General features: G+C 42.4%; 22 protein-coding genes and 1 pseudogene. 2 read left to right on the top strand and 21 right to left on the bottom strand.

What is annotated here, in order from left to right:
* The 6 genes and pseudogenes from ACEQ1T_RS03145 to ACEQ1T_RS03120 all read right to left on the bottom strand — a co-directional run.
* Positions 1 to 220 (bottom strand): annotated as a pseudogene (locus tag ACEQ1T_RS03145) (Zn-dependent hydrolase); the annotation flags it as partial.
* Positions 221 to 276: 56 nt separating this feature from the next.
* The gene (locus ACEQ1T_RS03140) at positions 277 to 1551 is read right to left on the bottom strand and encodes a M20 family metallo-hydrolase (protein WP_370221714.1); all 1275 of its coding nucleotides are present in this window, start codon (positions 1549 to 1551) and stop codon (positions 277 to 279) included.
* A 20-nt stretch (positions 1552 to 1571) separates the two neighbouring features.
* On the bottom strand, positions 1572 to 3119 hold the full coding sequence (locus ACEQ1T_RS03135; RefSeq protein WP_248349905.1) for an AbgT family transporter: 1548 nt from the start codon (positions 3117 to 3119) through the stop codon (positions 1572 to 1574).
* Entirely contained in the window at positions 3076 to 3510 is a 435-nt protein-coding gene (locus ACEQ1T_RS03130) for a hypothetical protein (protein WP_370221713.1), read from the bottom strand. The genes ACEQ1T_RS03135 and ACEQ1T_RS03130 overlap by 44 nt, the downstream gene beginning before the upstream one ends.
* Positions 3511 to 3664: 154 nt before the next feature.
* Entirely contained in the window at positions 3665 to 5092 is a 1428-nt protein-coding gene (locus ACEQ1T_RS03125; protein ID WP_370221712.1) for a M20 family metallopeptidase, read from the bottom strand.
* A gap of 16 nt (positions 5093 to 5108) precedes the next feature.
* Positions 5109 to 6404, bottom strand: a complete 1296-nt coding sequence (locus ACEQ1T_RS03120) for an amidohydrolase (protein WP_370221711.1) — start codon at positions 6402 to 6404, stop codon at positions 5109 to 5111.
* A gap of 311 nt (positions 6405 to 6715) precedes the next feature.
* Here ACEQ1T_RS03120 and ACEQ1T_RS03115 point away from each other — a divergent pair, with 311 nt between their 5' ends.
* Entirely contained in the window at positions 6716 to 7657 is a 942-nt protein-coding gene (locus tag ACEQ1T_RS03115; protein ID WP_370221710.1) for a DUF1672 family protein, read from the top strand.
* A gap of 13 nt (positions 7658 to 7670) precedes the next feature.
* Complete coding sequence (locus ACEQ1T_RS03110; protein WP_370221709.1) at positions 7671 to 9785, top strand: SA1320 family protein; 2115 nt, start codon at positions 7671 to 7673, stop codon at positions 9783 to 9785.
* Between the two features lie 215 nt (positions 9786 to 10000).
* On the opposite strand, the gene ACEQ1T_RS03105 is transcribed toward ACEQ1T_RS03110, so the two are convergent.
* The 15 genes from ACEQ1T_RS03105 to ACEQ1T_RS03035 form a co-directional block, all read right to left on the bottom strand.
* Positions 10001 to 10498 carry a hypothetical protein gene (locus tag ACEQ1T_RS03105; RefSeq protein WP_370221708.1) on the bottom strand — a complete coding sequence of 166 codons (498 nt, stop codon included), beginning with the start codon at positions 10496 to 10498 and terminating at the stop codon, positions 10001 to 10003.
* Positions 10499 to 11362: 864 nt separating this feature from the next.
* Positions 11363 to 12721, bottom strand: coding sequence for a glucoamylase family protein (locus ACEQ1T_RS03100; protein ID WP_370221707.1), 1359 nt, complete (start codon positions 12719 to 12721; stop codon positions 11363 to 11365).
* Between the two features lie 665 nt (positions 12722 to 13386).
* Entirely contained in the window at positions 13387 to 13902 is a 516-nt protein-coding gene (locus ACEQ1T_RS03095; protein ID WP_370221706.1) for a hypothetical protein, read from the bottom strand.
* A 150-nt stretch (positions 13903 to 14052) separates the two neighbouring features.
* Positions 14053 to 15465, bottom strand: coding sequence for a hypothetical protein (locus ACEQ1T_RS03090; protein ID WP_370221705.1), 1413 nt, complete (start codon positions 15463 to 15465; stop codon positions 14053 to 14055).
* Positions 15466 to 15531: 66 nt separating this feature from the next.
* On the bottom strand, positions 15532 to 16275 hold the full coding sequence (gene nfsA, locus ACEQ1T_RS03085) for an oxygen-insensitive NADPH nitroreductase (RefSeq protein ID WP_370221703.1): 744 nt from the start codon (positions 16273 to 16275) through the stop codon (positions 15532 to 15534).
* A gap of 90 nt (positions 16276 to 16365) precedes the next feature.
* The gene (locus ACEQ1T_RS03080) at positions 16366 to 17358 is read right to left on the bottom strand and encodes a Bug family tripartite tricarboxylate transporter substrate binding protein (RefSeq protein WP_370221702.1); all 993 of its coding nucleotides are present in this window, start codon (positions 17356 to 17358) and stop codon (positions 16366 to 16368) included.
* Positions 17359 to 17406: 48 nt separating this feature from the next.
* Positions 17407 to 18915 carry a tripartite tricarboxylate transporter permease gene (locus ACEQ1T_RS03075; RefSeq protein WP_370221701.1) on the bottom strand — a complete coding sequence of 503 codons (1509 nt, stop codon included), beginning with the start codon at positions 18913 to 18915 and terminating at the stop codon, positions 17407 to 17409.
* Positions 18916 to 18936: 21 nt separating this feature from the next.
* Positions 18937 to 19365 (bottom strand): tripartite tricarboxylate transporter TctB family protein, encoded by a 429-nt coding sequence (locus tag ACEQ1T_RS03070; RefSeq protein ID WP_370221699.1) that lies wholly within the window; start codon positions 19363 to 19365, stop codon positions 18937 to 18939.
* Positions 19366 to 19370: 5 nt separating this feature from the next.
* Complete coding sequence (locus ACEQ1T_RS03065) at positions 19371 to 20537, bottom strand: M20 family metallopeptidase (RefSeq protein WP_370221697.1); 1167 nt, start codon at positions 20535 to 20537, stop codon at positions 19371 to 19373.
* 5 nt (positions 20538 to 20542) lie between these two features.
* The gene (locus ACEQ1T_RS03060; protein ID WP_370221695.1) at positions 20543 to 21496 is read right to left on the bottom strand and encodes a phosphoglycerate dehydrogenase; all 954 of its coding nucleotides are present in this window, start codon (positions 21494 to 21496) and stop codon (positions 20543 to 20545) included.
* 96 nt (positions 21497 to 21592) lie between these two features.
* A complete protein-coding gene (locus tag ACEQ1T_RS03055; protein WP_370221694.1) occupies positions 21593 to 22363 on the bottom strand; it encodes an SDR family NAD(P)-dependent oxidoreductase in 771 nt (256 codons plus the stop codon).
* A 123-nt stretch (positions 22364 to 22486) separates the two neighbouring features.
* Complete coding sequence (locus tag ACEQ1T_RS03050) at positions 22487 to 22840, bottom strand: Rieske (2Fe-2S) protein (RefSeq protein ID WP_370221693.1); 354 nt, start codon at positions 22838 to 22840, stop codon at positions 22487 to 22489.
* Between the two features lie 27 nt (positions 22841 to 22867).
* On the bottom strand, positions 22868 to 23953 hold the full coding sequence (locus ACEQ1T_RS03045; protein ID WP_370221692.1) for an amidohydrolase family protein: 1086 nt from the start codon (positions 23951 to 23953) through the stop codon (positions 22868 to 22870).
* 36 nt (positions 23954 to 23989) lie between these two features.
* Positions 23990 to 25033, bottom strand: coding sequence for an Ldh family oxidoreductase (locus ACEQ1T_RS03040; RefSeq protein WP_370221691.1), 1044 nt, complete (start codon positions 25031 to 25033; stop codon positions 23990 to 23992).
* Between the two features lie 25 nt (positions 25034 to 25058).
* A complete protein-coding gene (locus ACEQ1T_RS03035; RefSeq protein ID WP_370221690.1) occupies positions 25059 to 25862 on the bottom strand; it encodes a fumarylacetoacetate hydrolase family protein in 804 nt (267 codons plus the stop codon).
* Positions 25863 to 25868 lie beyond the last annotated feature (6 nt).

Here is a 25868-nt window from a genome sequence, read left to right as displayed (position 1 = left end):
CTGCAACAGCAGGTGAGGAATCTTCAGCTTGCCAGCGGGCAATCGCATTCCCCGCTTCATCTCTTCGAACCTTCAACCCAATATCCTCTGCAATGGAAACAAATACATCAATGGCCCGCCATTCTTCTTCCATGTAGCCTAATCGGCAGAACCCTTCCGCCTGGACCATGCTGTCTGTTAAATTTAAAGCTTTCAGATGCTTATCCAACCATTCTTTCATTCTTAACACTCCTCCCTGATCTAAAATGAGGCAGATTGCTCTGCCTCATCTATTCCTTAATTTAATTTTTTTATAGAGTCAAACAGCAGCTGGACGGCATTCATCATCGTGCCTTCATTAATATCGAACTTCTTGTTATGATGGCCTGCTGCCAGTTCTGTACCGAAAATACAGTATGTCGCCTGTCCTCCATTTTGCTGAACACGCTCCATGAAGAAGGTTGCATCCTCGGAGCCTGCAGGTGAGTTGTCTTCAAGGATGCTTTCTTTTATATAGGAAGCTTCTTGTGCCCAGGCATGCAAGACGGATGCCAGCTCTTTTGAGCCTTGAGCACTAATGGCCTCGCCCACAGTACGAATCTCGTATTCTACTCCGTACATTTGGGCAGATCCTGCGATAACAGCTTCGGCCTGGGCTTTGACATATTCGTTAATTTTAGTCGTTTCTCCGCGTGTTTCAATTTTCAGCACCGCTTTATCTGCGATAATATTGCGGCCTGAGCCTGCATGCAATTCTCCCACGTTGATGCGGGTTGCCCCTTCTGAATGACGCGGAATAGCGTAAATATTCAGGGCAGCAGAAGCGGCTGCCAGCAGGGCGTTTTTACCCTCTTCCGGATTTCCGCCTGCATGGGAAGAAACGCCTTTAAACGTTACATCAAGCTTTGACGTGGCCAGGAATCCATTTTTGGATGCCACAAAATGGCCATCTGGAACTCCTGTGCCGACATGGGAGGCAATTAAATAATCCACATCATCGACTACACCGGCTTCGGCCATCGACCGAGCCCCACGGGTGCCTTCTTCTGCAGGCTGAAAAATCAATTTGATTTTCCCCTTAAGGCTGTCTTTATTTTCAGCAATCAAGCTTGCCAGGCCCAGCCCGATGGTTGTATGGGCATCATGTCCGCAGGCATGCATGGTGTTTGGAACTGCCGACCTGAATCCTTCTTTTTGCGGAAAATGGCTGTCTGCCTCTGATTCATGGATCGGCAATGCATCCATATCCACACGGAAGGCGATGGTCGGCCCTTCCTTTTGCGTATCCATCGTCGCGACAATGCCTGTATAGCCGTCTATGAAGGGTTCAATATAATCATTTTTCGCGCCATTTTCGAGAGCCCATTGATAATGTGCGGCTGTTTCCTCTTGATTAGGCTTACCCATAAAATAATCAGCGGCCATTACCTTCCTGCCCATTTCCAGCTCGAAGCCAAGTTCATCCAGAATCGATGCGACAATGGAGGCTGTGCGCATTTCCAGGAATCCTCCCTCTGGATAGCGGTGAAAATCACGGCGCCACTCTTTTAACTGATTTTCGAGGTTACTCACTTTTTAACCACATCCTGTTCTTATAGATAAGGACCGATTCCCGGACCAAACGGGATTCCAAAGAATACAAACACTAATAGCATAATGATCCACGTGATCAGGAACGTAATCGAGTACGGAAGCATTAATGAAATGAATGTTCCAATTCCCGCTTTTTTGTCATACTTCTGCATAAACGACAGGGCGATAACCATATATGGCATCATCGGTGTCACAATATTCGTAGATGAATCTGCTACACGGTAAGCCACTTGCGTGAATGCAGGGTGATAGCCAAGCTGCATAAACATTGGCACAAACACAGGTGCTTCAAGCGCCCACTTTGCTGAACCTGAAGTGATCAGGAAGTTCAGGGAAGCTGTAAAAATGATGTAGCCAATAATCAATCCGATTCCGGTGAACTCCACGTCTTTCAGGAATTCAGCACCATTTACTGCAACCCAGGTTGCAATATTAGACCAGCTGAAGTAAGCGATAAATTGGGCGATTGCAAAGATTAAGACAATATAGGACGCCATATCCTTCATGGATTCAGCCATAAAATTGGCAACATCTTTACTGCTCTTAATATTTCCAACCGTGATTCCGTATACAGTACCAATAATGATGAAGAAGAACAGAATAATCGGGATAATGCCATCCAGGAATGGAGATGGAACCAGTCCGCCATCTTCATTGGTTAACGGGCTATTTGGTATAAGGATCGCTCCCACAATAAGGGCTATATAGGCGAATCCGGCAATGACTGCATTCCGCAAAGCCTTGCCGGCATTAGGAGGATCCTCTGTAATGGCTTCTTTTACCTCGTCGCCCTTGTATTCTCCAAGGCGCGGTTCAATGAACTTCGTCGTGACAAGTCCGCCGACAATGGTTAAAACAAATACGGAAACAATATTAAAATACCAGTTATCAATTGGTGTAACGACCATATTCTCGTCAATAATCTTGGCAGCTTCTGTTGATATCCCTGCCAATAGTGCATCTGTTCCAGCAATCAGCAGGTTTGCTGTAAAACCGGCACCGGCTGATGCATACCCTGCAGCCAAACCGGCAATCGGATTACGGCCAATTTTGTAGAAAACCATTGCAGCAAGCGGCGGTACAAGCACCATTGCTGCATCTGAAGCGATATTCCCCATGATCCCGACAAACACAACGGTGTACGTGATTAGTGCCGGCGGTGATTTTAGGATTGTTTTCTTAATGGCATAATCCAGCATGCCGACTTTCTCGGCAAGACCGATACCGAGCATCATGGACAGAACCAGTCCAAGAGGCGCAAATCCGGTGAAGTTATCGAGCATGGATGTCAGAATAAAATTCAGGCCTTCTCCAGATGCCAGGTTCTTAACTTCCAGTTCCTCTCCCGAGCCAGGGTGGACAACAGTAGCACCAAAGGCGCTAAATATAGCTGAAACAATAATAACTAACACTGCGAGCCCGGCAAATAATATAAATGGATCCGGGAGCTTGTTGCCGACCTTCTCGACCCCATTGAGGAATCTCTGGGCAATCCCTGGTTTCTTATTTTCTGTTACCACTTTCTTTCCTTGTTTTTCTGTTTTCATATACTCCCCTCGCTTTTCTGTTTTTTATTGGATTTTTTTTACTTATGAGTGAAGATGTTGCTTTCCGCTGCGGCGGCCAGTTTCGGACTTGCTGTTTCCGAATTCTGATTCTCCTGTCCGAATGGGCGCATGGTTCGGACTGCTTACCTCCGGTTTCTGCTTCTCCTGTCCGAATGAGCGCCTGATTCGGACTGCTTCTCCCGGATTTCTGCTTTCCCTGTCCGAATGAGCCCTTGATTCGGACTCCTTCTCCCGGTTTTCTGCTTTCTTTGTCTGAATGAGCGCCTGATTCGGACTCCTTCTCCCGGTTTTCTGCTTTCTCTGAGCGAATGAGAGCCTGATTCGGACTCCTTCTCCCGGTTTTCTGCTTTTCCTGTCCGAATGAGCGCATGATTCGGACTCCTTCTCCCGGTTTTCTGCTTTCCCTGTCTGAATGAGCGCATGATTCGGACTCCTTCTCTATGTTTTCTGCTTTCTCTGTCCGAATGAGCGCCTGATTAAGACTCCCTCGCTCGGTTTTCTGCTTCTCCTGTCCGAATGAGAATCTACTTTAAAGTAGAGGGCTTAACCTCTGCAGGAATTGGACATGTGTATGGATTGGCTTCCTTAAACGCATTGAATTCCTGTTTGACAGCTTCCAATTCTTCCTGGTCGGTAAGCAGTTTAACAGCCGTTAAAGCCATGGCTTCAGCTGCCCGGAGCATTCCTTTGTGGGCATAGCTGCTGATGCCTTGCGTGGTCATCTGCCATGTATGCAGCGGTGTCCCCAGTGCTGATGTTGAAGCTGTCAGCTGTGCAGTTGGAACGATCCAGCTTACATCAGAGACATCAGTAGAACCGGCAAGAACTTCTTTGGAAGGTTCGTAGGCTGAGATTGTTTCTGCCAGGTATTTTCCTTCAAACTCACTGCCGTCCCCTACATAGCCAAATCCTCTTAAAATATCTAAATAGCTTTCTTTCTCACCATCTGATAGGGTTGTCCAAAGCTTTTCGGCAAAGGTCTTTTCTTCTTCATCCGGTTTTTCAATGCCAGCTTCCTGTAGGCTCTGATAGAGAATTTTTTCAAGGCTGCGGTTTGGAATATAATTAGAGCAAGCCTTGTCAAACTCAATGGTAAGCTCGGTTTCTGTCATTAAAGCTGCGCCTTCGGCAATCTTGCATACCCGTTTGTAGATTCCATCCACCTGCTGAACCTTTGGCGCACGAATGAGATAAAGGACCTCGGCGTCTGCCTGTACGACATTTGGCGAAATGCCCCCTGTGTTGGTGATGGCGTAATGCATTCTGGCTTCTGGCACGACATGCTCACGAAGGTAATTCACACCCACGTTCATGAGCTCAACCGCATCCAGGGCACTTCTTCCAAGATGAGGCGAGTTCGCCGCATGTGAGGATAAGCCTTTAAATCGAAAATAAACCTGATAGTTTGCGAGACTCGATAGGCTCATGATGCTGTTGGCCGGAGATGGATGCCATGTTAAGGCAGCGTCCACCCCTTCAAAAACTCCTTCGCGGACCATGAAGGTTTTTCCGGAACCGCCTTCTTCGCCCGGACAGCCAAAAAACTTTACAGTCCCAGGCAGATTGTTTTCATCTAAATACTTTTTTGCAGCACAGGCTGCCGCAAAGGCGCCGGTCCCCAGCAGGTTGTGGCCGCAGCCATGACCGACATTCAGTTCGGTTGGCTCATACGAAGTTTTATTTGGCACCTGCCCCAATCCGGACAGAGCATCAAACTCCCCGAGAAAGCCAATGACAGGAGCTCCGCTTCCATAGGTGGCTACAAACGCGGTTTCAATGTTTCCGGATTTGCGTTCCACCTGAAAGCCTGCTTTTTCGCATTCAGAAGCTAAAAATTCAGCTGAAGCATACTCTTCAAATCTAGTTTCCGGATGATGATAGATATACTCACTGATTTTTTCAAAGGTCTCTTTATTCTCTTTCAAAAATGTTTTTGCAAAGTTGTTCGACATGATTTCCTCCTTTAATTTAAATGGACGATCCGCCATTTAAGATGTGAATGTAAGCATCGACTGCAACCAGTAAAGCGTCTTCCTCGAAATCGAATTGAGGATGGTGATGAGGAAAATCAAGCTTCGTTCCAAACAGCATAAACGTTGCTTTGCCGCCATGCTTCTGAACCCGGTTCATCATAAAGCTGACGTCTTCCGATCCGGAGACAGGGACAGAAGGCAGCACTTCTTTCACAAGCTCGCTTGATGCACACCATTCGGTAATTTTCGGGATCAGCTCTTCATCACAGACAACCACTTCCGTAACTCCGACTGCTTCGATTGTGCAGGACACATCATGCATATCTGCTGCAGCCTGAATAATCCGGGTCGCTTTTTCAGCCATATATTGAGCAATTTCCGGTGTCTCGCCCCGCACTTCTATTTCCATATAACTGTCTCCCGGGATGATGTTCCGGCCGCTTCCTGCTGTCAGCTTCCCAACATTCACCCTGGTGACGCCATCATGATGTCGCGGGATGCCATAGAGGTTGTTAGCAGCTGTTGTCGCTGCCAATAAAGCATTTTTCCCGAGTTCCGGATTGATGCCGGCATGTGAGGAAACTCCTTTAAAGTAAGCATTGTATTTAGTTGAAGCCAGGAATCCAGGCGTTGTGGCTGCAATTGTTCCAACGGGCAGAGACTTAATGCCAATGTGGCCTGAATAAAAATAATCGACATCATCAAGCCACCCTTTGTCTGTCATCGCCCGAGCCCCTCGACCGCCTTCTTCAGCCGGCTGAAACAAAAGGGTGAAGCGGCCCTTAAGCTGATCAGCATGGGAAGAAATATACTGTGCCACCCCAAGTCCGATGGCAGTATGTCCGTCATGTCCGCACGAATGCATCACATTCTCTTCTTTTGAGCCAAATTCGTATTGAGCTGGACGATGGGCAGGATCTGCCGATTCGTTTATCGGCAGAGCGTCAATATCAAAGCGGAAACCAACATGGTCCCCGTTTCTGCCAGTATCCCAGACTGCCACAAGCCCGGTATTGCCGCCGCGCATTTGATCGAGCCAGGACTCTTCAACACCCCAATCCCTCGCCTTTTTCTCTTGAGCTTCAAGATCAGCTTGTGCAGGAAGCCCCATGCGGGAATTCTCGTCAAGCGCGTCTTTCCCTAAATAAAGCTTGAAACCCATCTTTTCCAGTTCTTTTCCGATCCGATATGTAGTGATATACTCCATGAACCCCAGTTCAGGCAGTGCATGCAAAGTGCGCCGCCATTTGATCAGCTGGGGAGTTATTTCCTTTAAAAAGCAGCTGTCCATCATGATCCCCCTTGTTGAATATTATTTCGGACATTTTCCGTTTCATTACCTTAAATGTATTATACACAGTGTTATTAGAAAATTCAAAGTAAACTTTTAACTATTAAAATGTCGTTTGGTGAATTTTTATACAGAATAAGCCGAATTTAGCAAATTTTTAGTATAATCCTCCCTATTCACCCCTGACTTTCTCCCTATTTTTACCTAAAAAGTGTAATTTTCCACGTTTAAACTGTAAAAATATAACTCTATCCGCTAAAATAAGGGATATACTTTGAATGGCACATTCCTTTAGGGAGGACATTTAACTAATGTACAAGAAAACAAAAATTTTACTCTGCAGTGTCGGCATATCATTAATGCTTGGAGGATGTTCTGGTATGAATAGCGCAAATAACAATCAGGAAAGTGAAAAATCAAAAGAAACACAGGCTGCTCCTTCTGAGGAATCACTGATCAGTGTTCAGGATTATACCGGTGAAGGCTATGCACTTCCATATGGAAAAGAAACCGATAAAATTGCTGATGAAAGCCTTGATGAGATAGAGGAAGCTGCAATCAAGTTTTTTAAGGAGAAATATAAGACCGATGTAACGGTGCATAACGTGGTTGGTGCTAAGGATGGGGCTACTGTGTTTGTAGAATCCCAAGGTGAGCCGCATTTCTACACTTATGCTGTAGTACCAATTGATGAACTAGAAAAGAAAGTGATGACAGAAAAGATATGGGCGGACGAATTCCAGGTGGAAAATGCCATTAAAGGCGGATTGTATCACATGATCTTTAATGAAGAGTTCCAACAGCTCGACGACTATCTTGAGACTCTTGCAGCAGAAGGCCAAGTAACCGGAAAAACAAAGGATGCCCTTCAAAATGTGGGTGGACACGGATATATGACTCCATATTATTTTATTGCATTAACAAGCAAAGAAGAGGCTATTAAACCCGTTTATGACCTTTATATTAGTAATCCTGATGAAAGTACGGAAAATTTTAGGAATGTCTATGATGAGGGCGCGTTTAATCCTGAAAACTTCAAAATCAATATTCAATTATTCATGGCTGAAAAGCAGGCAGAGCCAAATGAAGAAATATTTAATCAAGTCACGAAAGAGCTGGAAGATATGGACTCAATACCTAAGGGCACATACAGCTTCGCTCTCAATGATAACTTCATCGATAAACAGAGTTCGGAAGGTGCTAAAGATAATTCTTTAAAACGCGGATTCCCGGATTACATTATTAAGGAATAAAGCAGGTGAATATATGGATACTCTTAAGGGTTCACCAAATATAAATACGGATATAGCAGCAAACAATGATAAAGATTTAGTTGAACTGGCAGGCCTTCATGCATATACCTATCCGCTATTTGAATCAGTTCTGCAGGTAAATAATACAGACTATACAGTTATCGATACTCGTTATGAAGACCCTACTGGCCTTGATGCTATGACAGTCGTGAATATGGAGACAGAGGAAATATCCATCATTTATGTAGGTACGGATGCAAGCGGAAAATATGGCAACAAAGATATTCTGACGGATGCACAGCTTTTAAGTGACCTAACTCCAGCTCAGCTGGCTGCAGCAAGAAGTTATTATACTGAAATGAATCAAAAATTTAACCAGGTTGGCGGCGTTAAATCGATCGCGGGAAATTCACTTGGCGGCGGTCTGGTTGGTGCAGTAGCAGTTGAAAATCCAGAAGTAAATGCAGTTACTTTAAACCCTGCCCTGCTTCCTGAGGGGATGGTGGATCCTAATCAAACTTATGATAATATTACAAACTACTTCAGCAGCTACGATGTACTGACTCAGACTTTGATTGCACTGGATCTGCATGGCAGGATTCCAGGCAAACAGTATGAAATCTTCAATGGGATTCCTGAATTCTCAAAGCTTGCTACAAACCATACAGGCTATCTGAGGAATGAAGATGGCACACAGTTCTATGTTATTGGAGAGGTCGGCAAGCCGGGCTATGGCAAAATCTATGTGGATGCTGATGCCCATATCGTATCAAGCATCTGGACAGGAGTACCGCTATACGGCAGTCACTCAGACCGCATTGAGATCAATAAGGAGAACCTGGACCTTCTTGCTTCCTCCCTGCAAAATCATGTTACGGAAAGACTGAACCTTGCTCACGAGTACCTGGGCAATTCGGTTGCCATCGTAGACGATGAAGCAAACCGTTATTATGAACGGCTCAGCCGACTGCAGAAGATTTTCGAAGAGATGTTTGAAAATCTGATCAGTGAACCGCTGTTTATGGGGATTACTTCGATCAGCAATCGATTAACGGCCGAAATCGATCATTTGGTTTCTTTGTTAAATGTGGCGGAAAGTCATGCTAAATCACTGAACTATATACTGAATTCCCCGCCTGCCGAGCTGCTTGAACATATTTTCCGGACGAACGTCAGTGTGGAAAGCATCTTTAATGAAATTCGCAGCTTTTTGTATGATTTGAAAGCGGATGTTCAGGATCTTTCCAAAAGCCTTATTCGGATTATTTCCAATAAAATCCCGGAGCTGTTTGAGGGCGGGAAAGAACTCTGGTATGATGCTGTAGTCAGTGAGTTAAAAGCCCATTATGGGATCGTCAACAATAACAGGGATAAGCTTCTTTCACATATCAGCGAATACCAGAAACAAGTTCAGGACGTTGCCGCTAATTTTCATGACAGGGACCTTTCTCTCGGGCAATCCATCAGAAGCAAATCCTCTCATTCCAATTCAATATCCGTACAGGGAACGAATACGTATAAACTGGAAGATTCCCCCTACATGGAACTAAGGATGAAGATTAAGGAATTTCAGATGGATACTGCTTATACTGCCTTTACCAGATCAACTCATGCACTCCTCTTGCCTTTATTGCATAAAGCATGGGTAATCACTTTGAATATTGAAAATGCATTGGAACTCCTGTCGAGCACCATCAAAGGAGCAACCAAATTCGCATTGGACTACACCATCCCCGGCAAGTTATTCGGCCTGTTTTCGGACTTTGATGATAAAATCAGAAACAGTGTCAACAACGCGCTGGAGCCTTTGGACGAATTCGCCGGCACTATTGAAGGCATCCGAAAAGGGTTGGACCGATTAATGGCTGAGTACCCTACTCTACTAGAGAATTTTAGGCCTTATGTCGAGACAGCCATTTTTAATAACAGCGGCTACTATAATGTCCACCTTTACAACCTCGCATCCATTGCTATTTTAAGAGAGATGGAAATGCTGTTTGATGATGTGGTTTATCAATTAGGGAACCACAAGGCTGAAGCGATAGATGCTTTATGCGAGGTATCCAAAAAGGTAAAGAATAATATGGGGATTCTGTATGAACAGGTGGATCGCGGGACGATTAATTAACAGGATTTAATAAACCGGGCTGAGTGACAGCTCGGTTTACCTGTTAAGAGGGGGTCAATTTGCGGTATTTGATAATCTATTTGCAGAATTTAATTACCTATTTGCAATTTGATTATTCTAATTGCAGGTTCACCATACCGCTCAAATCCTGCTCTTCATGCAGCCGCAGGTACATTCCTATACAGCAGAATAAATCAAACAAACGTTTGATTGATTTATTCTGGCTTTTCCAAACACTCCCCCAGCAGCTCTCTAAAAAGCTCATTTAATTCCTTGTTTTTCTTCTCTTTCAGCCACTCCACCTGCTTAATGGGCAGGTTTAATTTAAGTGTGATTTTTTCATTCGGCATTTCCACTTTTCGGATTTCTTCTAATGTAATGCCCGCCTCAATATCCGGAAAGTCCTGCTCTTCCTCACTTATTCTTAAGATACCTTCGTAAGGTTCATCCGGATCAAGTTCACAAAATAAGCTCAGCCTCGGCAGCTTCCCTGGCACAGATTTTAGAAACATAAACGAGCTAATCAGTCCGCCGTCTTCCATTTCTATTTCTGTAATCAGACTTTCCCTGTTCTGATATTTTTTTAGAGTAACTTCACTCACAATCATATCCACTTCCAGCGTATTTCCTGAAGACGATTCAAAAATATAGATGGCACTGTTAAACACATAGATTTCTTCCCCATCCAGGTTTATTGATTTTATACCAGCCATATTTGTTCCCCCATACTTATGAAGTTCGTAATGATAGACGATTCAATAATATTTAAGTACATCATATCAAAAATATATATGTAGGGGAGCCTATAATTAAAATGACTAATTTTCCTTTTTCCAATTATGACTATTAGGGCTCATAAATTTCAATATTTCCGGTCAAAAAAAACAATAGAGCAAATCTTTAACTCGTTTAATTATTTTATTTTTTGGGGTCATCTTTTCGACAAAACTATTTATCTACCAGCTTGTTTTATAGGATTACCCAGGAACTTTATTTTATAGGCTATTCTTATTTCGCTATTTTCTATTATTTTTCGGGAAATAAATAGGTTTTCTGTCGATTTACAATTACTGTAGCAGCTGAATGATTTTACCCCGCGAATGCAGGACAGGTACACCTTCTTGTAATCCTGCCAAAAAAAATCAAAAAAACTAGCTAAGGAATGCCAATGTCAACTTATCAGCCAAATTCAATTCCACTTCACCTTTTTCATTAAAAGGGGTGATCATCGCTGTTGTTACACCATACAAATGCATTTCACCAGTAGTGCCTATAGACCAGAAAATCCTCCTGGACACTGCTTGCTACATAAGGAATATACTCTTCAAGCTCATGGTCATCTGAAATACCAAAACAGGTGAGACGATTGCGGGTGCTATTATGCCGCTTCCATAAGATTGAGTGAAATGTTAATCAAACGTTTGATTGAAGACTGTCTCTCCAAAAGGCGATTCCATATATGAACCTAATTTACAGCCAAGTCAATTAAAGAGGGTATCAGGCACCACTAGAATTTTATCAAACACAAAAAAGGCGATGCCCAATTAACATAATGGCATCGCATTTTTAAATAAATATCAGCGTATTAGAAAATCCTCTTCTTCCAGCAGATATTCCGGGTTTCTGCCAATTTCATCGCTGTGGAAATGATCCCTGATGACTCCATCCAGAAGATAATTGGCAATGGAGACCATGATCATGCCCTGGTCGAGAGCAAGGTAGGCTTCTGCAATTTCCCCTGTCTTTACATTGACAGAGTCATAGAATCCATATTTACTGTATGTGTCCAGAGCTTTCAATGCTTTGATGTTTTTTGCTGCTTCTTGCGGAGCATATTCTAATGCAAGGAAAGAAGCGTGTGCGGTGACGGTGCCGTCATCCTTGTATCCGGATGTCCCTAAAGGTGTTGCAGCAAACTCACTATAGCCATCCGGAGTGGCTGCTGGTGAAAATCCCCATGCAGGGTAACCCTTTTCTTCGGCAAATGCGATTTGAAGCTCAACATGACGCTGGTTGTTCAAGCCCAGAGCATTTTTTCCAAGCTCTTTTTCCTTCATAACAATGCCCGGCATTAATCCTTCAAACATGCTTCCTCCCCAACTCGGAATGAATTTCACACCTTTGTAATTATAGTGACCCTGGAATAACTCAACCCCATGATACGATCTCATTTCTCCTGTCGGGATTTGAGCTTGCCAATCCCATTCTGGCGGAAGTGTACGATATGTTCTCCACCAGTGCTCAGCAGGTACATCGCCTTTTCCAATCGCAATATAGCTGCCTAAACGAGGCTCAGTATAAAACATTCCATAATGGTGTTCGGTGTATTCCCCTTTATCCACAGAATATCCTCCGCGGAATTGCCCCACCTCTGGATCATAGAGGGTGGAGTAATCCATGGCTTCTACTAATTTGCTGGTTTGATCATATAATTCCGGGTAGGCCTGTCCTGCTGTGATCAATCCGGCTGACAGCCAGCCGTTATCCACCTGGGATATGAATTCACCCCAATCGGTCATTAATGAACCATCCTTCGTAAAATACCAGTTGTAAAAAAGGCCGTTCCATTTTTCAAGTTTTTCTAGCGTATTTACTGTTTTTTGCAGCTTGGATATAGCTTCTTTCTCAGTAATGATGCCCATTTCCTCTGCTGAAATAGTACTTAACATATACATGGCAATGTTTGTTGGAGAGGTATGATTTCCTTCTTCTTTCACCCCATCACTGAAACGGACAATATCATTGGTAAGACCCGTTTCAGGATTTGTGAAGTCTTCGAAATAACGATACGTTTTCTTTGCAATCGGCTTTAATTGATTTTGAAAAGCAATTTCCTTGGCATTTTTCACAGAGGCTGATGCTGCAGGAGTCATCACAAACGCGTGAACCAAACAGAGAATCATGGTAATGGCAGTTGCCATTTTTTTAAACGACATAGGCTTCCTCCAGAAATCATAATTTTCGAAACGTTTCGATAAAATCATATCATATTTGCATGAAAGCGTGAACATTCTAAACAAAAACACTAATAAATGCCTAATCACCAGGCATAAATGCCTATTAAACAACTGGAATAGCAGCATATATCTCACGATTCAATTCGAAACGATTCGCTAAATCTTTAAATCAAGTTCTTCCGCTATCAAAAAATGTTCAAAGCAGCCAATGCCTGGCTTTATTAAAACTAATCGCACTGGCAAAAAGCGAACCATCTAAAGGTGCTTTCAACGTACACTTCAAATCAAAATGTGATATTCTCCTATATAAAAAAATTTTGCTTATGGCAATATGTTTTTTGAATAGAAATCAAGGCCTTATATAAAATTTACCCATAGAATCTTGTATATAAAGCCCTGTTTTAAATAAAACAAATTTAATTAAAGCACTCGTTTTGCTTCAGTGGTTATTGAAAAATAGCGCCCATTTCTGGAATACAAACTAATACTATAATGATTTTTCTTTAGTATTTGAGACAGGAGCCATAGTTTAGTTATTTAATGCAATTCTCTTTTTATAGTAAAAGTATTTTTATCGCCTACCGCTTCTACCACTCAAAAAGCGGCAAGGGTCTACAACCACCTTCACTATGAACGAACAATTGCTAGTATTCAGGTTCCTTTTTTCCAGTCGGAGAAACAGATGTAACTTGTACGGAAGCCTGTGGACAAATTGGACAGCAAGGTTGATTGAGAGGAACTAATAGAAACTCCAGCGTTAGCATATTATTATATTCATTAAAATCCGGACCACATGTGCAATCGAGACCGATAAATGTTTGTCCAGTGATACTTAATTCAATAATGATTGGTTGTTCAATAATGGTTGCTGATGCAGCTACTTCTATTCCGATAAAAGGGTCAAAAGTTCTAACTATTGAACTACCAGACATACTAGGTTGTATATCAAAAATTGCATCATTCCAATTAGTAACAATACCAACCATTTGGATGTGTAAAAATATTAAATATAAATAAAATATTGGAATTTCATCACAACTTGAAGCAGTCAGCCTATCCAAAATTTTTATACAAGCACGGCCCATTGTATGTAAAAAAAATCCTGCAGAGAAATTCTCTGCAGGATTTTTCCTGGAAATCTTAAATAAATGACTTTGCATCAATAATACTTCCATGACTTCAATCAAAGTTTAATTGACTTGGCATTACCTTGCTTTAATGCAGTACCGCTACTGATGTTAAGATTTCCCGATTATCAGGAAAATATCTCCCAAGTAATCTAAAACAATCATCCAGATTCTCTAACTCGTTCATACCCCCATCAATTCCAAATACAAAGGAATAATAATCAGCATAATAATTACATATTTAATATTCCAGCGTATGGAGAGTTCAAACAAATCTACTTTTAACAAATTGGCCAATAGATTGTTAACCGCGGTTGCTGGTGCTACTGTGTTAGTTATTCCCCAGCTGGCGAGGAGCAAAATAGCAAAGTACTCGGGACTTAGTCCGATCAATTCAGGTGTAAGGCTGGTTACATAGATGGTTACTACTACTATTGGATGGATACCAACTAAAGCAGTAATAAAAACAATCGAAGCAAGAAAGAAGGATATTCCCAAATGGAATGGACCAAAGGTATGCTGAATGAAGGAGATCAATAGATTGCTCAAATCAGCATGTACAAAAGCACCACTAAAAAAGCCCGCTATTAAAAATAGCACGATTTCTTTCTTCATCCGAGGTATTCCAATAAATATATGATCTTTAAATTCATTTACATAATGTATTCTTTTTTTTGAAAAAAAACACCACAAAAACGGGAAAATGATAGAAACAAAGCAAATCATTAAAACAATTGAGTACCCCGTAAGGAATTCCAGAAGCAGAACTGCCGCTGTAATCACAATCAAGTACACAAATAACTCAGTTACTTTCTTCTTAGCATGAGTATGTTTTGCTTCGTCCCAATCTATTGCCCTTTCTGCCCCTACCGGCTTACTGGCCAATATTTGCTTTCGATCAAGCAGCAAACTAACCAATAACCCAATAACTGCAAGACCAATTGAATACATAACAATCGAAGTCCATTTAATTGGCAATTGGCTAAGTACCAGAGCCATCGCAGAGAAATACGGTGACCAAAAAATAGTCGTGATAAACCCCCGATTAATGGCATTTGCTACAAGGCGCGGCGCTTTAATATTGGAAGCCGAGGTTAATTGATTCACAATGGATACAGACCCTATATTTAAGACGACACCAAGTATGTGGGTTAAAAAGGTTGTACCGAAATAAAAGAAATATGGCTCATTCATTTTTTTATAAAGAACAATCTTTAACGACTCTACATATCCGCCTGTTTTTACAGGAATCCCCAGAAGAGGGACTACGAGAAATATAGCTACCAGTGTTATATTAATCCGAATCGATTTAAACCATTCCAGAGCTGGCACATGATGATAGATCATAAGAAAAACAGCACTAATTAATAGAAAAACACTAATAATTAAGGTGGAGCCTCTGATTCCAGGCAATACCCAGATGATCACAGCAAGTGAGATCATGCTTACGAAAAGATTAACCACCTCTCCAGGAAAAACCTGTAGAAGAATGAAGCCAATGGCAAGGAAGCCAATTAATATTCCCTGTACCTTTTTCCTGCTATTTATTAAGATTTGAGCTTCCTGTTGGGCCGACACCGCCGATAGTCCTTTCAAAGTAGACTCCTTTCTAGACATACAAATATAATCATGGTAGATCTAATTCCCTTACTGCTTTATTCTTTATTCAAACCCAAACTTCTTTTCTTTCAAAAATTTGCTCATATGCTGCCTGCGGGGACCTTTATATAATTCTGATACATAATCAGTCCAAGTCTGGCTCCGTTTCCCTGTTTTTCGTGTTTCATAATAATTCTTCATTTCCCCATTATAGTCACCGATCAATTGGAGAAGTTTCTCATTCTCATATTTTTCTTCATGAAGGATTGCACTCAGGGGCAACCGAGGCTTCTGCTCATTGATTTTTTCCTTATGGGGATATCCCAGACACATACCAAATACAGGAAAGGCATAATCAGGAATTGATAATAATCGGCTTACCTCTTCCGGCTTATTTCTTATTCCGCCAATAAAAACGCCTCCCATCCCTAAAGATTCAGAAGCCAAGAGGACATTTTGCCCCAGAAGAGCGGTATCGACAGTTGCGACCAAAAGAGGTTCAACGGCATGAAAGTGAATGGGTTTATCCTCCATCTCATGGCTGATCTTTATCCGATTTAAATCAGCACAAAAAACTAAAAAGACAGAACAGTCAATGATATGCTGCTGATTTCCGCATAGTTCCGAAAGCCTCCTCTTCTTATCTGCTTCTCTTACGGCAATCGCCGTATAGGCTTGTAAATGGTTCGAGGTCGATGCCCATTGACTCGCTTCAAAAATACGATTCAATAATTCCGGACTTATATCCTTTTCAAGAAATTTCCGAATCGACCGATGATTTTCCATTACATCTATTAAAAAATTCACTATCATATCTCCTCCTATCGAATACTTCCCCTAACATTGAAAGGAGAAAAAGCTTCAGCAGCTCTTTCTCCTTTCTATCTGATTTACAAATTATTGAATAATCCCGGCTGCCTTTAAAACTTCTTCATTAATGTCATAATCCTTCTTCATAATTTCAGCAAAATCATCCGGACCCGCATAACTAGGTTCTACTCCAAGCTTTCCAAACGTATCGATTACCTTTTGGTCCTCTAGTGCTTTTTTGAAAGAATCATGCAATACCTTGATTACGTCCTCAGGTGTGTCCGGCGGTGCAATTAGTCCTGTCCAAACATCGGAAGCCACATCAACACCCTTTTCAGTTAACAATGGAACATCTTCCAATCCCTTTGATTTAAAGGAACCAGTATTTACAAGAGCACGTATTTCTCCTGACTCAATTTGCGGCATGGCTTCTACTGTTTGAATAACAGCTCCTTGAACGTGGCCGCCCAGCAATGCAGCTAATGCAGGTGCACCGCCTTCATATGGGACATGCTTTAATTCGACCCCAGCTTGTGCAGAATAAGCTTCCATTGTAATGTGCTGTGTTAATCCAGCACCTGTTGTAGAATAAGTAAATTTCCCAGGATTAGCTTTTACATATTCCAGCCATTCTTCATATGTTTGCCATGGAGCATCTTTTTTGACAACCAGAACATTTGGAGTCGCAACCACTTGAATAATCGGTTTGACCGTTTCAGGTGAATAAGCTGTATTGTCTGTGTGCGGCTTAATGGTCATAGGTCCTACTGTGGTCATCCCGATTTTATAGCCATCAGGCTTTGCATTAAATACTTCAGTTGTACCAATTACGCCTGCTCCGCCTTCTTTATTGACGACATTTACATTATAGTTATTTGGCAGGTATTCAGAAATGACGGATGTTAGGGCACGAGAAGCCGTATCCGTTGTTCCTCCTGGTGCATAAGGAACAATGATTTCAATATCCCGCTCCGGAAAGCTCGCTGCTTTCTTATCAGTGGAGGCACTGCTGTTTGAGCACCCTGCTGCCAGCATTGCTGCAAATCCCACAGCTGCTAACTTTTTCATAACTAATTTCATCTAATTCTCCCCCTTATTTATATTAGTTTGGTATTTAACCTTTTACTCCTAAGCAGGTATATCCTCTTCCATGATTTCTTTGCCTTTCAGCTTCCTCCAAAAATCCTTGATAAGAGGATAAAGAAAGCTCACTAAAGCAATGGTCAGAAAAACCCCCGAGATTGGTCTAGTGAAAAAGACCGACAGATCCCCGCTTGACTCAATAATGGTCCGTCTAAGATTAGACTCAATAATAGGTCCAAGAATTATCCCAAGGATGAGAGGAGGCAATGGATAATTAAATTTCTCCAGCAAATACCCGATTACTCCAAAAGCAAGCGCCACCCAAACATCGAATAAATTGTTAGATAAAGAGTAGCTTCCTATAAAACATAGGGTGACAACAATAGGGAGCAATACATTTTTAGGAACATCGACAATCTTTCCAACGAACCTTACCGCAAATAAACCAATCAAAAGCATAAAAACGTTAGCGATAATCAAAGTAATAAATAGACTGTAGACGAGCGGGCCATTATTTTGAAACAATAGCGGACCTGGAGTTACCCCTTGTATTAATAGCCCCCCGAGAATAACAGCTGTAACAACGTCACCTGGGATACCCAGTGTTAAAAGAGGAATTAATGCACCACCCGTTACAGCGTTATTTGAGGTCTCCGTAGCAATTACCCCTTCCGGGATTCCCTTTCCATATTCTTTTCGCCTTTCCGGTTTAGCAAAACGCTTCGATTCGTTATAGCTTAAAAATGTTGCAATAGAAGTGCCTGTACCAGGAATGATACCGATAAAAGTTCCAATTGCGGATGCACGCAGAAATTCTTTCCAATATGAGAATGTTTCCCTTAACGAAACTCTCTCCCGCTGATATTTAATCTTCTTCTTCGTATTTGCTGTTACCTTTTCTTCAATTTCTTTAATAACCTGTGAAACGGCGAAAAGCCCAATTAAAGCAGGTATAAAGGATACACCGCTTGTTAAGTTGATGCTGCCAAATGTAAAGCGCGCCACACCGCCAATAGGATCCATTCCGACTGTGGCAATTAACAGACCCACACCAACTACAATTAGGCCTTTCACAACGTTTTTACCTGATATCGTTCCAACGATACTTAACCCAAAAACTGCTAGGGCAAAGAATTCTGCAGGTCCAAACTTTAAACCGAACGCTGCAAGCTGGGGAGCTATCAAAATCAAGATAAAGCAGCTGATGATGCCTCCGACAAAGGATCCGATTGTCGCATAGTTGAGCGCTTTACCGGCCTGTCCTTTTGCAGCCATCGGGTACCCGTCCAAAAGAGTTGCAGCAGCAGACGGGGTACCTGGAGTACGAATGAGAATTGCTGTGATGGATCCCCCATACATTCCCCCAATATATATACCCAGCAGCATACTGATTGCCGGTACTTGGGGCAAGCTGAAAGTGTAAGGAATCAATAGCGCTATTCCCATTGTTGCCGTTAAACCTGGAATGGCACTAAATACAACTCCCAGAAAAACACCTGCAAATACAAGAGTTAACGTCTGAAAATCAAAGACTTGTGTAAGTATTTGCTCCATTTAAAATCAACCTCCCTTCCTTTAAATATGAACATTCAGCAATACTTCAAAGAGCAGATAAATGGTACCGACAGATATGACAGAGACGGAGATCAGCAGCTTATAGCTTTTAACACCCAGTAAAAGCATAAGTGAGAGGATTAATAAAAATGTTCCAATCTTATAATCAATATAAGAAAGGCTCATTACATACCCTGTCATGATGGCAATCATGATAAAAAATCGCCCAGCCTCAAATCCGGACTCTTCATCAGAAGCCTGTGCTTTTGAAAAAAACATCATAACAAGCTGCAATACATTAAACACGATGATCATGTATAAAATTAGCTTTGGATAAAAGCCTGGCCCTAATTCTTCTGTAGCTTTCGCTTCAGGCAATTGTCCAACCATATAGAGCATAAAAAAGCATAAAATTAGCATGATGACATTAACAAAGCCTTCTTTTTTCACTAAAGTCACCTCCAAGTTCCGTCCAATTGGATTAATTCATGAATCAGGCCGTACAGAATGGCTGTCCTCTCAGCAAGAGAATCCACTAATAAATATTCATATGAAGAGTGGGCACCTCCGCCATATCCTCCTAAACCATCTAGAACGGGTGTCCCGGTTTCGGCTGCGTAATTTCCATCGCTTCCGCCTCCGACCATCGCTTCTTGAAGCGTGATACCCAAATCCCGGCCAATCCTTTCAGCCATCTTGAACAGCCGGCCAGTAAGATTTGTTTTAATCAGAGGAGGCCGATATATAGATCCCGTAACGTTTAACCTGGTACGTGGATTTCTGGCTATTAGCTGATGAAAGACCTTCTGAATTCTTAGGGCTTCATCCCTTTCTTCTACCCGAACATCAATCTCGGCACATGCATAATCCGCTACCACATTAAATAGGTTTCCGCCCTTTATTTCTCCTGTGTTTATCGTGGTGCCTTTCGACCAGTCAGCAAAGCCTGCAAGATCTGTAATTTGATGGGCCAGCTCTTCAATCGCATTCGCTCCATCTTGCGGATTAAGTCCTGCATGGGCAGAGATCCCATTAACTTCAATTGTGTATCTGCCGCCGCCTTTTCTGGCCGTCTTCAAGGCTCCGTTGTCTGTTGCTGGCTCAAGCACCAGCACGGCTTCACTCCTGGCTGCCTCCCGCTTTACTACATGCTTGCCAGTTGGACTCCCTGCTTCTTCATCTGAAGTTAACAGCCAAACGATTTGATAGTCTTTTAATTTAGTTGTTTGCAATAAGTCAAAGAGGTGGTACACCATGACATAGCTTGCTTTAATGTCAATAACCCCCGGGCCTCTTACATTTCTCCCCTCCACTTGAAAGGGCATGTTTTCAATTGTCCCCTTCGGATAAACGGTGTCTAAATGACTTAACAGCAATAGTTGCTTTTCACCCTCTCCAAGCTGAAAACGAAGGTGATTCCCATATTGCTCTTCCTTTATACTTTCAGCCTTTACAGGGTATTTGGAGAAGACATGGATAAGATGAGAACCCAGCTTATCTACTCCCTGTTTATCAAGGGAGAAGGACTCCAGCTCGACAAATTCCTTCAAGAGATCTAAAGATGTTTCTTTTTTGGCATTTAAAGCTTGAAAAATATCAAGAATACCAGTTCCTCCTCCCATACCATTTATGTAACAGGATAAGCGGGCTGCCTTGCTTCGAGAACATCAATGACATTTTGTGCAGTAAGCATCCCTACTTCTCTCAAAGCCTCTTCCGTATAACCCGCCATATGTGGGGTTGCAACAAAATTCGGCAACTTGAGAAGAGGTGAATCAGCTATAGGCTCTTTCTCAAAAACATCCATCGCTGCCCCTTTAATCAAGCCGGATTCCAGAGCAGCATATAAAGCCTGCTCATCGATGATACCACCGCGGGCCGTATTCACAATGTAGGCGCTTTTTTTCATGAGAGCTAATTCTATGCTGCCAATCATGGCCTGCGATTCTTGATTTAAGTCCGTATGAATGGTAATAAAGTCTGAACCTTCCAGCAGTTCTTCAAAGGATACATACTTTCCAAGTCCCTGTTCCTCAATACCCTCATCCGGAAAAAGATCGTAACAAATTACGTTCATATTAAACCCCTGTGCTCTGCGGATCACTTCTTTTCCTATCTTTCCTGTTCCAATAACGCCAAGAGTCTTCTGGTAGATCTCGTTGCCAACAATCCGGGGCCATTGATTTCCCTTCACTTCTTGAAAAGCCTCCGGAATCTTCCTGGCAATCGACAAAAATAAACCAAAGACCAGATCTGCAACAGCATGGCGGTTCGCACCAGGAGCGTTCGTAACGAGGATCCCCTTTTTTGCTGCTTCATCCAGGTCAATATTGTCGACTCCAGCCCCATGTTTGGCGATTACCTTCAATTTTTCCGCATATTTTAGTACGGCCGGAGTAATCTTTTCGACTCCTACAATTAAGGCATCTACGTCTTTAAGCGCTTCTGCAAACCTCTCTTCATTGGCAGTAATCTCCTTTGGCAGAATTTCAAGATGATAGTTTTTGGATTCCAGAAGTGTGACAGGATCCTTCGAAAACAAACCGAAAGTCGGTGAAGAAGAGACTACTTTAAACACCATTAACACCTCCTAAATTCACTCTGCTTTTTGAAAAAAAACAACCCTTTATTTCCACCTTTGAAAAAGTGATAATTGCCAACAAACAATCATTAGCTGTTATCCCATAAACCTTCCGCCATTTACATCAAGCACTGCCCCTGTCATATACCGGGCCTCATCTGATGCCAAGAAAACCGCAGCATTGGCAATATCCTCTTTTTCTCCAAGTGCCTTTAGCGGAATTTCGGAAAGGGTTTGTTTTCTTTGCTCCTCTGAATTCTCCTCATAAAATAAATGGTGCATTCGCTCACCGCTAATAATTAATCCTGGGGCAATCACATTCACATTAATTCCAAATTCCCCGACTTCTTTTGCCAGCCTTCTCGAAAAGTTTATAACTCCACCCTTAGCTGCTGCGTACGCTACACCGGTGATTAAGCTGGCAGTCCTTCCGCCAATGGAGGACATATTGATGATTTTCCCGCCGCCGTTCTCTTTGGTATATTTCACGAAAGCCTGTGAAGTCAGAAACGTTCCTTTTAGATTAACATTGAGAACCTTATCCCAATGCTCCTCCTCAATCTCTTCAAGAGCGCGAGGAGTATGCAGGCTGCCTCCTGCATTATTAACCAGAATGTCAATTTTCCCATGACGTTCGATGATCTGGTCAAACATCCTGGTTACATCAGCTTTGCTGGATACATCTCCAACCACATAATCTGCTTCATGATCTTCCTTTAAAGCTGCAGCCGAATCCTTAACCAGTTCCTCATTAACATCATTCAGGATGACTTTTGCCCCTTCTTTCGCCATATGTACCCCAATTTCCAAACCTAGGCCACCTGCAGAACCGGTTATAAGAACTACTTTGTTATGCAGCCTTCCCATTTAAATCACCCCTTTTATGCCAATTTATCAAAGCAAAAAGATACGCCTCGGTTAACCTCTAAATCTACTAATGATGTTTGCCGCCAGATCCCAGCAGAATGATAGAGCTGTATCCTGGCGTTTCTATACCTGTATAAAAACAGTTCCCTCTTCCTCAATAACATCAAAAGTCTTAACCCGCACGTTTTCCGGATCAAAAATGGAGCATCCTGTTTTAATATCAAACTCCCAATTATGCCATGGACACTTAATCACTTCACCCACTTTTTCAAGGGTGTACTCGCCAGGCTCATTTGCCGTACACGTTCCATCCAGTGATCCGTCTGAAAGAGCAGGTCCCTTGTGAGGGCAAACATTTCGAAGCGCATATAAATCCCCTTCCTGGGAACGAACAACCACAATTGATTTGTGTTCTACTGTAAAGGCTTTCATTTGACCGAGCTGTAAATCTGCTGCTTTACAAACGCTGTATTTCAATGAGGGTTCCTCCTTTCTGCATAGAAATTAAAGATTATATAATTCCCTTGCATTTTCGTATAAGATTTTATTTTTTAAATCATCAGAAATTTTATGCGGCAACGTTCTCTTTGGAGCATCAAAATCCCAGTGAGGATAGTCAGTTGAGAACATCAGCATCTTATCCGTCCCCATCATATCGATGATATCAAGGAAGTGCTTAGCTGATATATCATGCCATGGCTGTGTGCTAAACCGCATGTTGTCACGGAAATAGTCACTCGGCATCCGTTTCACCCATGGTGTTTCCTGCCGAAGCCCTTTATACGCTGCATCCATACGGTTCATCATAAATGGCACCCATTCAAACCCGCCTTCAATTAAGGCTACCTTCAGATTCGGGTATTTATCAAAGACTCCATTTGTTATCAGGCTGATTACTTGTGTCATATAAGCCTGCGGGTGTGCCGCACGCCATGCGACGTAATATCTTAAAAACTCGCCGCCCTGGAAAGTAATATCAGCTGATAAATGCATGCCAATGGCAAGTCCGTGGCGTTCCGCCGCTTCAAAAATCGGGTGGAATCGGGGGTCTCCCCAGGCAAAGTTTCCGATGGACATCATCACCTGCACCATCTGCGGATGATGCCCAACCCGATCAATTTCACGGACTGCTGCAACAGGATCTGCGGGAATCGTAATAGATCCCAGCAATCGCTTATCTTTGTTCAGCCAATGTTCAATCGTATAATCGTTGTAGGCTGCTGCCCTGGCTGCCGCAAATTCAAACCAGCCGGTAGCGACGGTTGCTTCGTGGAACCATCCCCCCAGAACGCCATAAGTAATTTCATGATCATCCAGCAATTGTTTCTTTAATATTTCAAAGTCAGAGCCCGGCGGTCTTTTATTTTCGCCGAAAGAGTCTCCTCTGTACTTTGTCCCGCTACGAACTTGATGAAAAGGAGTGGTTTTAATCGGTTTCCAATTATAATCCGTAATATAGCGCTTCCAATGATCTGATAAATAAGGAAGTAAATCATCTACAGAAGCGATATCATGATGAATGTCCGTATCGATTACTTTAAACTGAGTCTTTTTCGCTGCACTTTCCTGTGACAGAACTGTTTCGCTCATACCTTTGCTCTTCCTCCTTATAATTTTTTTATTCAATTAAACCGTTAACTCTTCAACACCAAGAGTTCTGGCCAGTTCATTCAAGCTGTTGAAAGTTTTCTCTTCCATCGGAACGCCTGCTTCTTTATTCCGCTTTTCTTTTAAAAATTCTATTTCACCAGGAAGATAGATATGGTCGGTGCCTTCCGCTTTCTTGGAATCTCTGATATAAGAAACTAGCTGTTTGACACTGCTGTAATAGATTTCCAGAGGAATAAGCTGTTTAATATCAATTGTCAGCATGAAATGAGAGATGGATTGTTTTTGATTCACATCATACATGGAAGGAATCATTTTAGAAAAATGCCCGCCGGATAATACTCCTGTCAGGATTTCAGCCATAAGTGCCAGCCCAAAGCCTTTTGGTCCTCCTACCGGTGAGAGGAATCCTCCATTTATAACATCATCCGGATTTGTCGTAGGCACACCCTTTGCATCAACACCCCAGCCTTCAGGGATTGGCTGATTCTTCTCTTTCGCAAATAGAATCTTTCCAAATGCCGTGTTGCTTAGGGCCATGTCCAATACAATGGGATCTCCTTCACCCGATGGCGCAGCAATAGATATCGGATTGTTCCCGATGACCTTTTCAGCTCCCCCAATTGCAGGCATTAAAGGAGCCACATTACTGATAACAATGCCAATTTTGTCTTGCTTGGCAGCCATTAGCGAATAGTAAGCAGTAATCCCGAAATGGTTGCTGTTTTTCACAGCGACTAATCCAATGCCTGATTCTTCCGCTTTCTCAATGGACTTTTCCATTGCTTTGTAAGCCACCACCTGGCCGGCACCGTAATTCCCATCCAGAAGGGCCAATACAGGATTCTCTTGTTCTGCGTTCAGATTAACCTTATTTGTGATAAGTCCTTTTTGAATCCGTTCCACATAAATGGGAAGTCTTAAAAAACCATGACTGTGTATTTCTCTCAAATCTGCTTCCAGCAAAACCTCCGTTATGATTTCTGCTTCATCCTGAGGCACATTGACCTTCATCAGCAATTGGCTGGAAAACTGCCTGATTTTTTCAGTATTAATATTCATTCCGATCCCCCTTTTAAAAGATTCTTTATGCTGTATGTGTCTCTTCTGCCGATCTATTTGTCCCTTTAGTGCCATCCACAACTGTATTTCTTAATCGGCCAATCCCTTCAATTTCAAGAACAACATCATCGCCCGGCTTTAAGGGCCCAACACCTGACGGAGTACCGGTAATAATGATGTCCCCAGGATTCAATGTCATCACTTCTGTAACCTTCACAATAAGGGATTCGATATCATGAATTAAATCATCTGTATTGGAATGCTGTCTTACTTCTCCATTCACTGTCAGTTTAATTTCAACATTATTCGGGTTCAGGTCTGATTCAATGACAGGACCTAAAGGCTTAAAAGTTGCAAATGACTTGGCTCTAGTAAACTGACCATCCTTTTTCTGAAGGTTGCGGTCTGAAACATCATTGCAGGCAGTATAGCCAAACACATAGTCCAAAGCCTCTTCTTTTTGAACATCCTTCGCTTGCTTGCCTATCACGATAGCCAGCTCAGCCTCATAATCGATCCGATGCTCAAGGTTAGGCAAAACAATTTCTTCCCCATCTGCAACAACCGATGTTGGGGATACCATAAACATCATCGGCTCATCCGGAATCGGCTTTCCGCTTTCTTCCGCATGAAGTGCATAGTTTAAACCGATCGCCACTACCTGGCGAGGATCTACCGGAGCCAAAAGTGCTACTTCCTCAATATGGAAAGTATCACCCGTTGACTTAGCTGCTCCTGATAGAAAATCCCCATCCAATTGCGATATCGTTTCTCCCTCTAAAATTCCGAATAAAGTCTTATTGTTTTTAGAAAAGCGTACATATTTCAATGATTC

The organism is Cytobacillus sp., from assembly GCF_964223445.1.
Classification (GTDB): domain Bacteria; phylum Bacillota; class Bacilli; order Bacillales; family Cytobacillaceae; genus Cytobacillus.
This window is presented reverse-complemented; position numbering and strand designations above follow the sequence as displayed.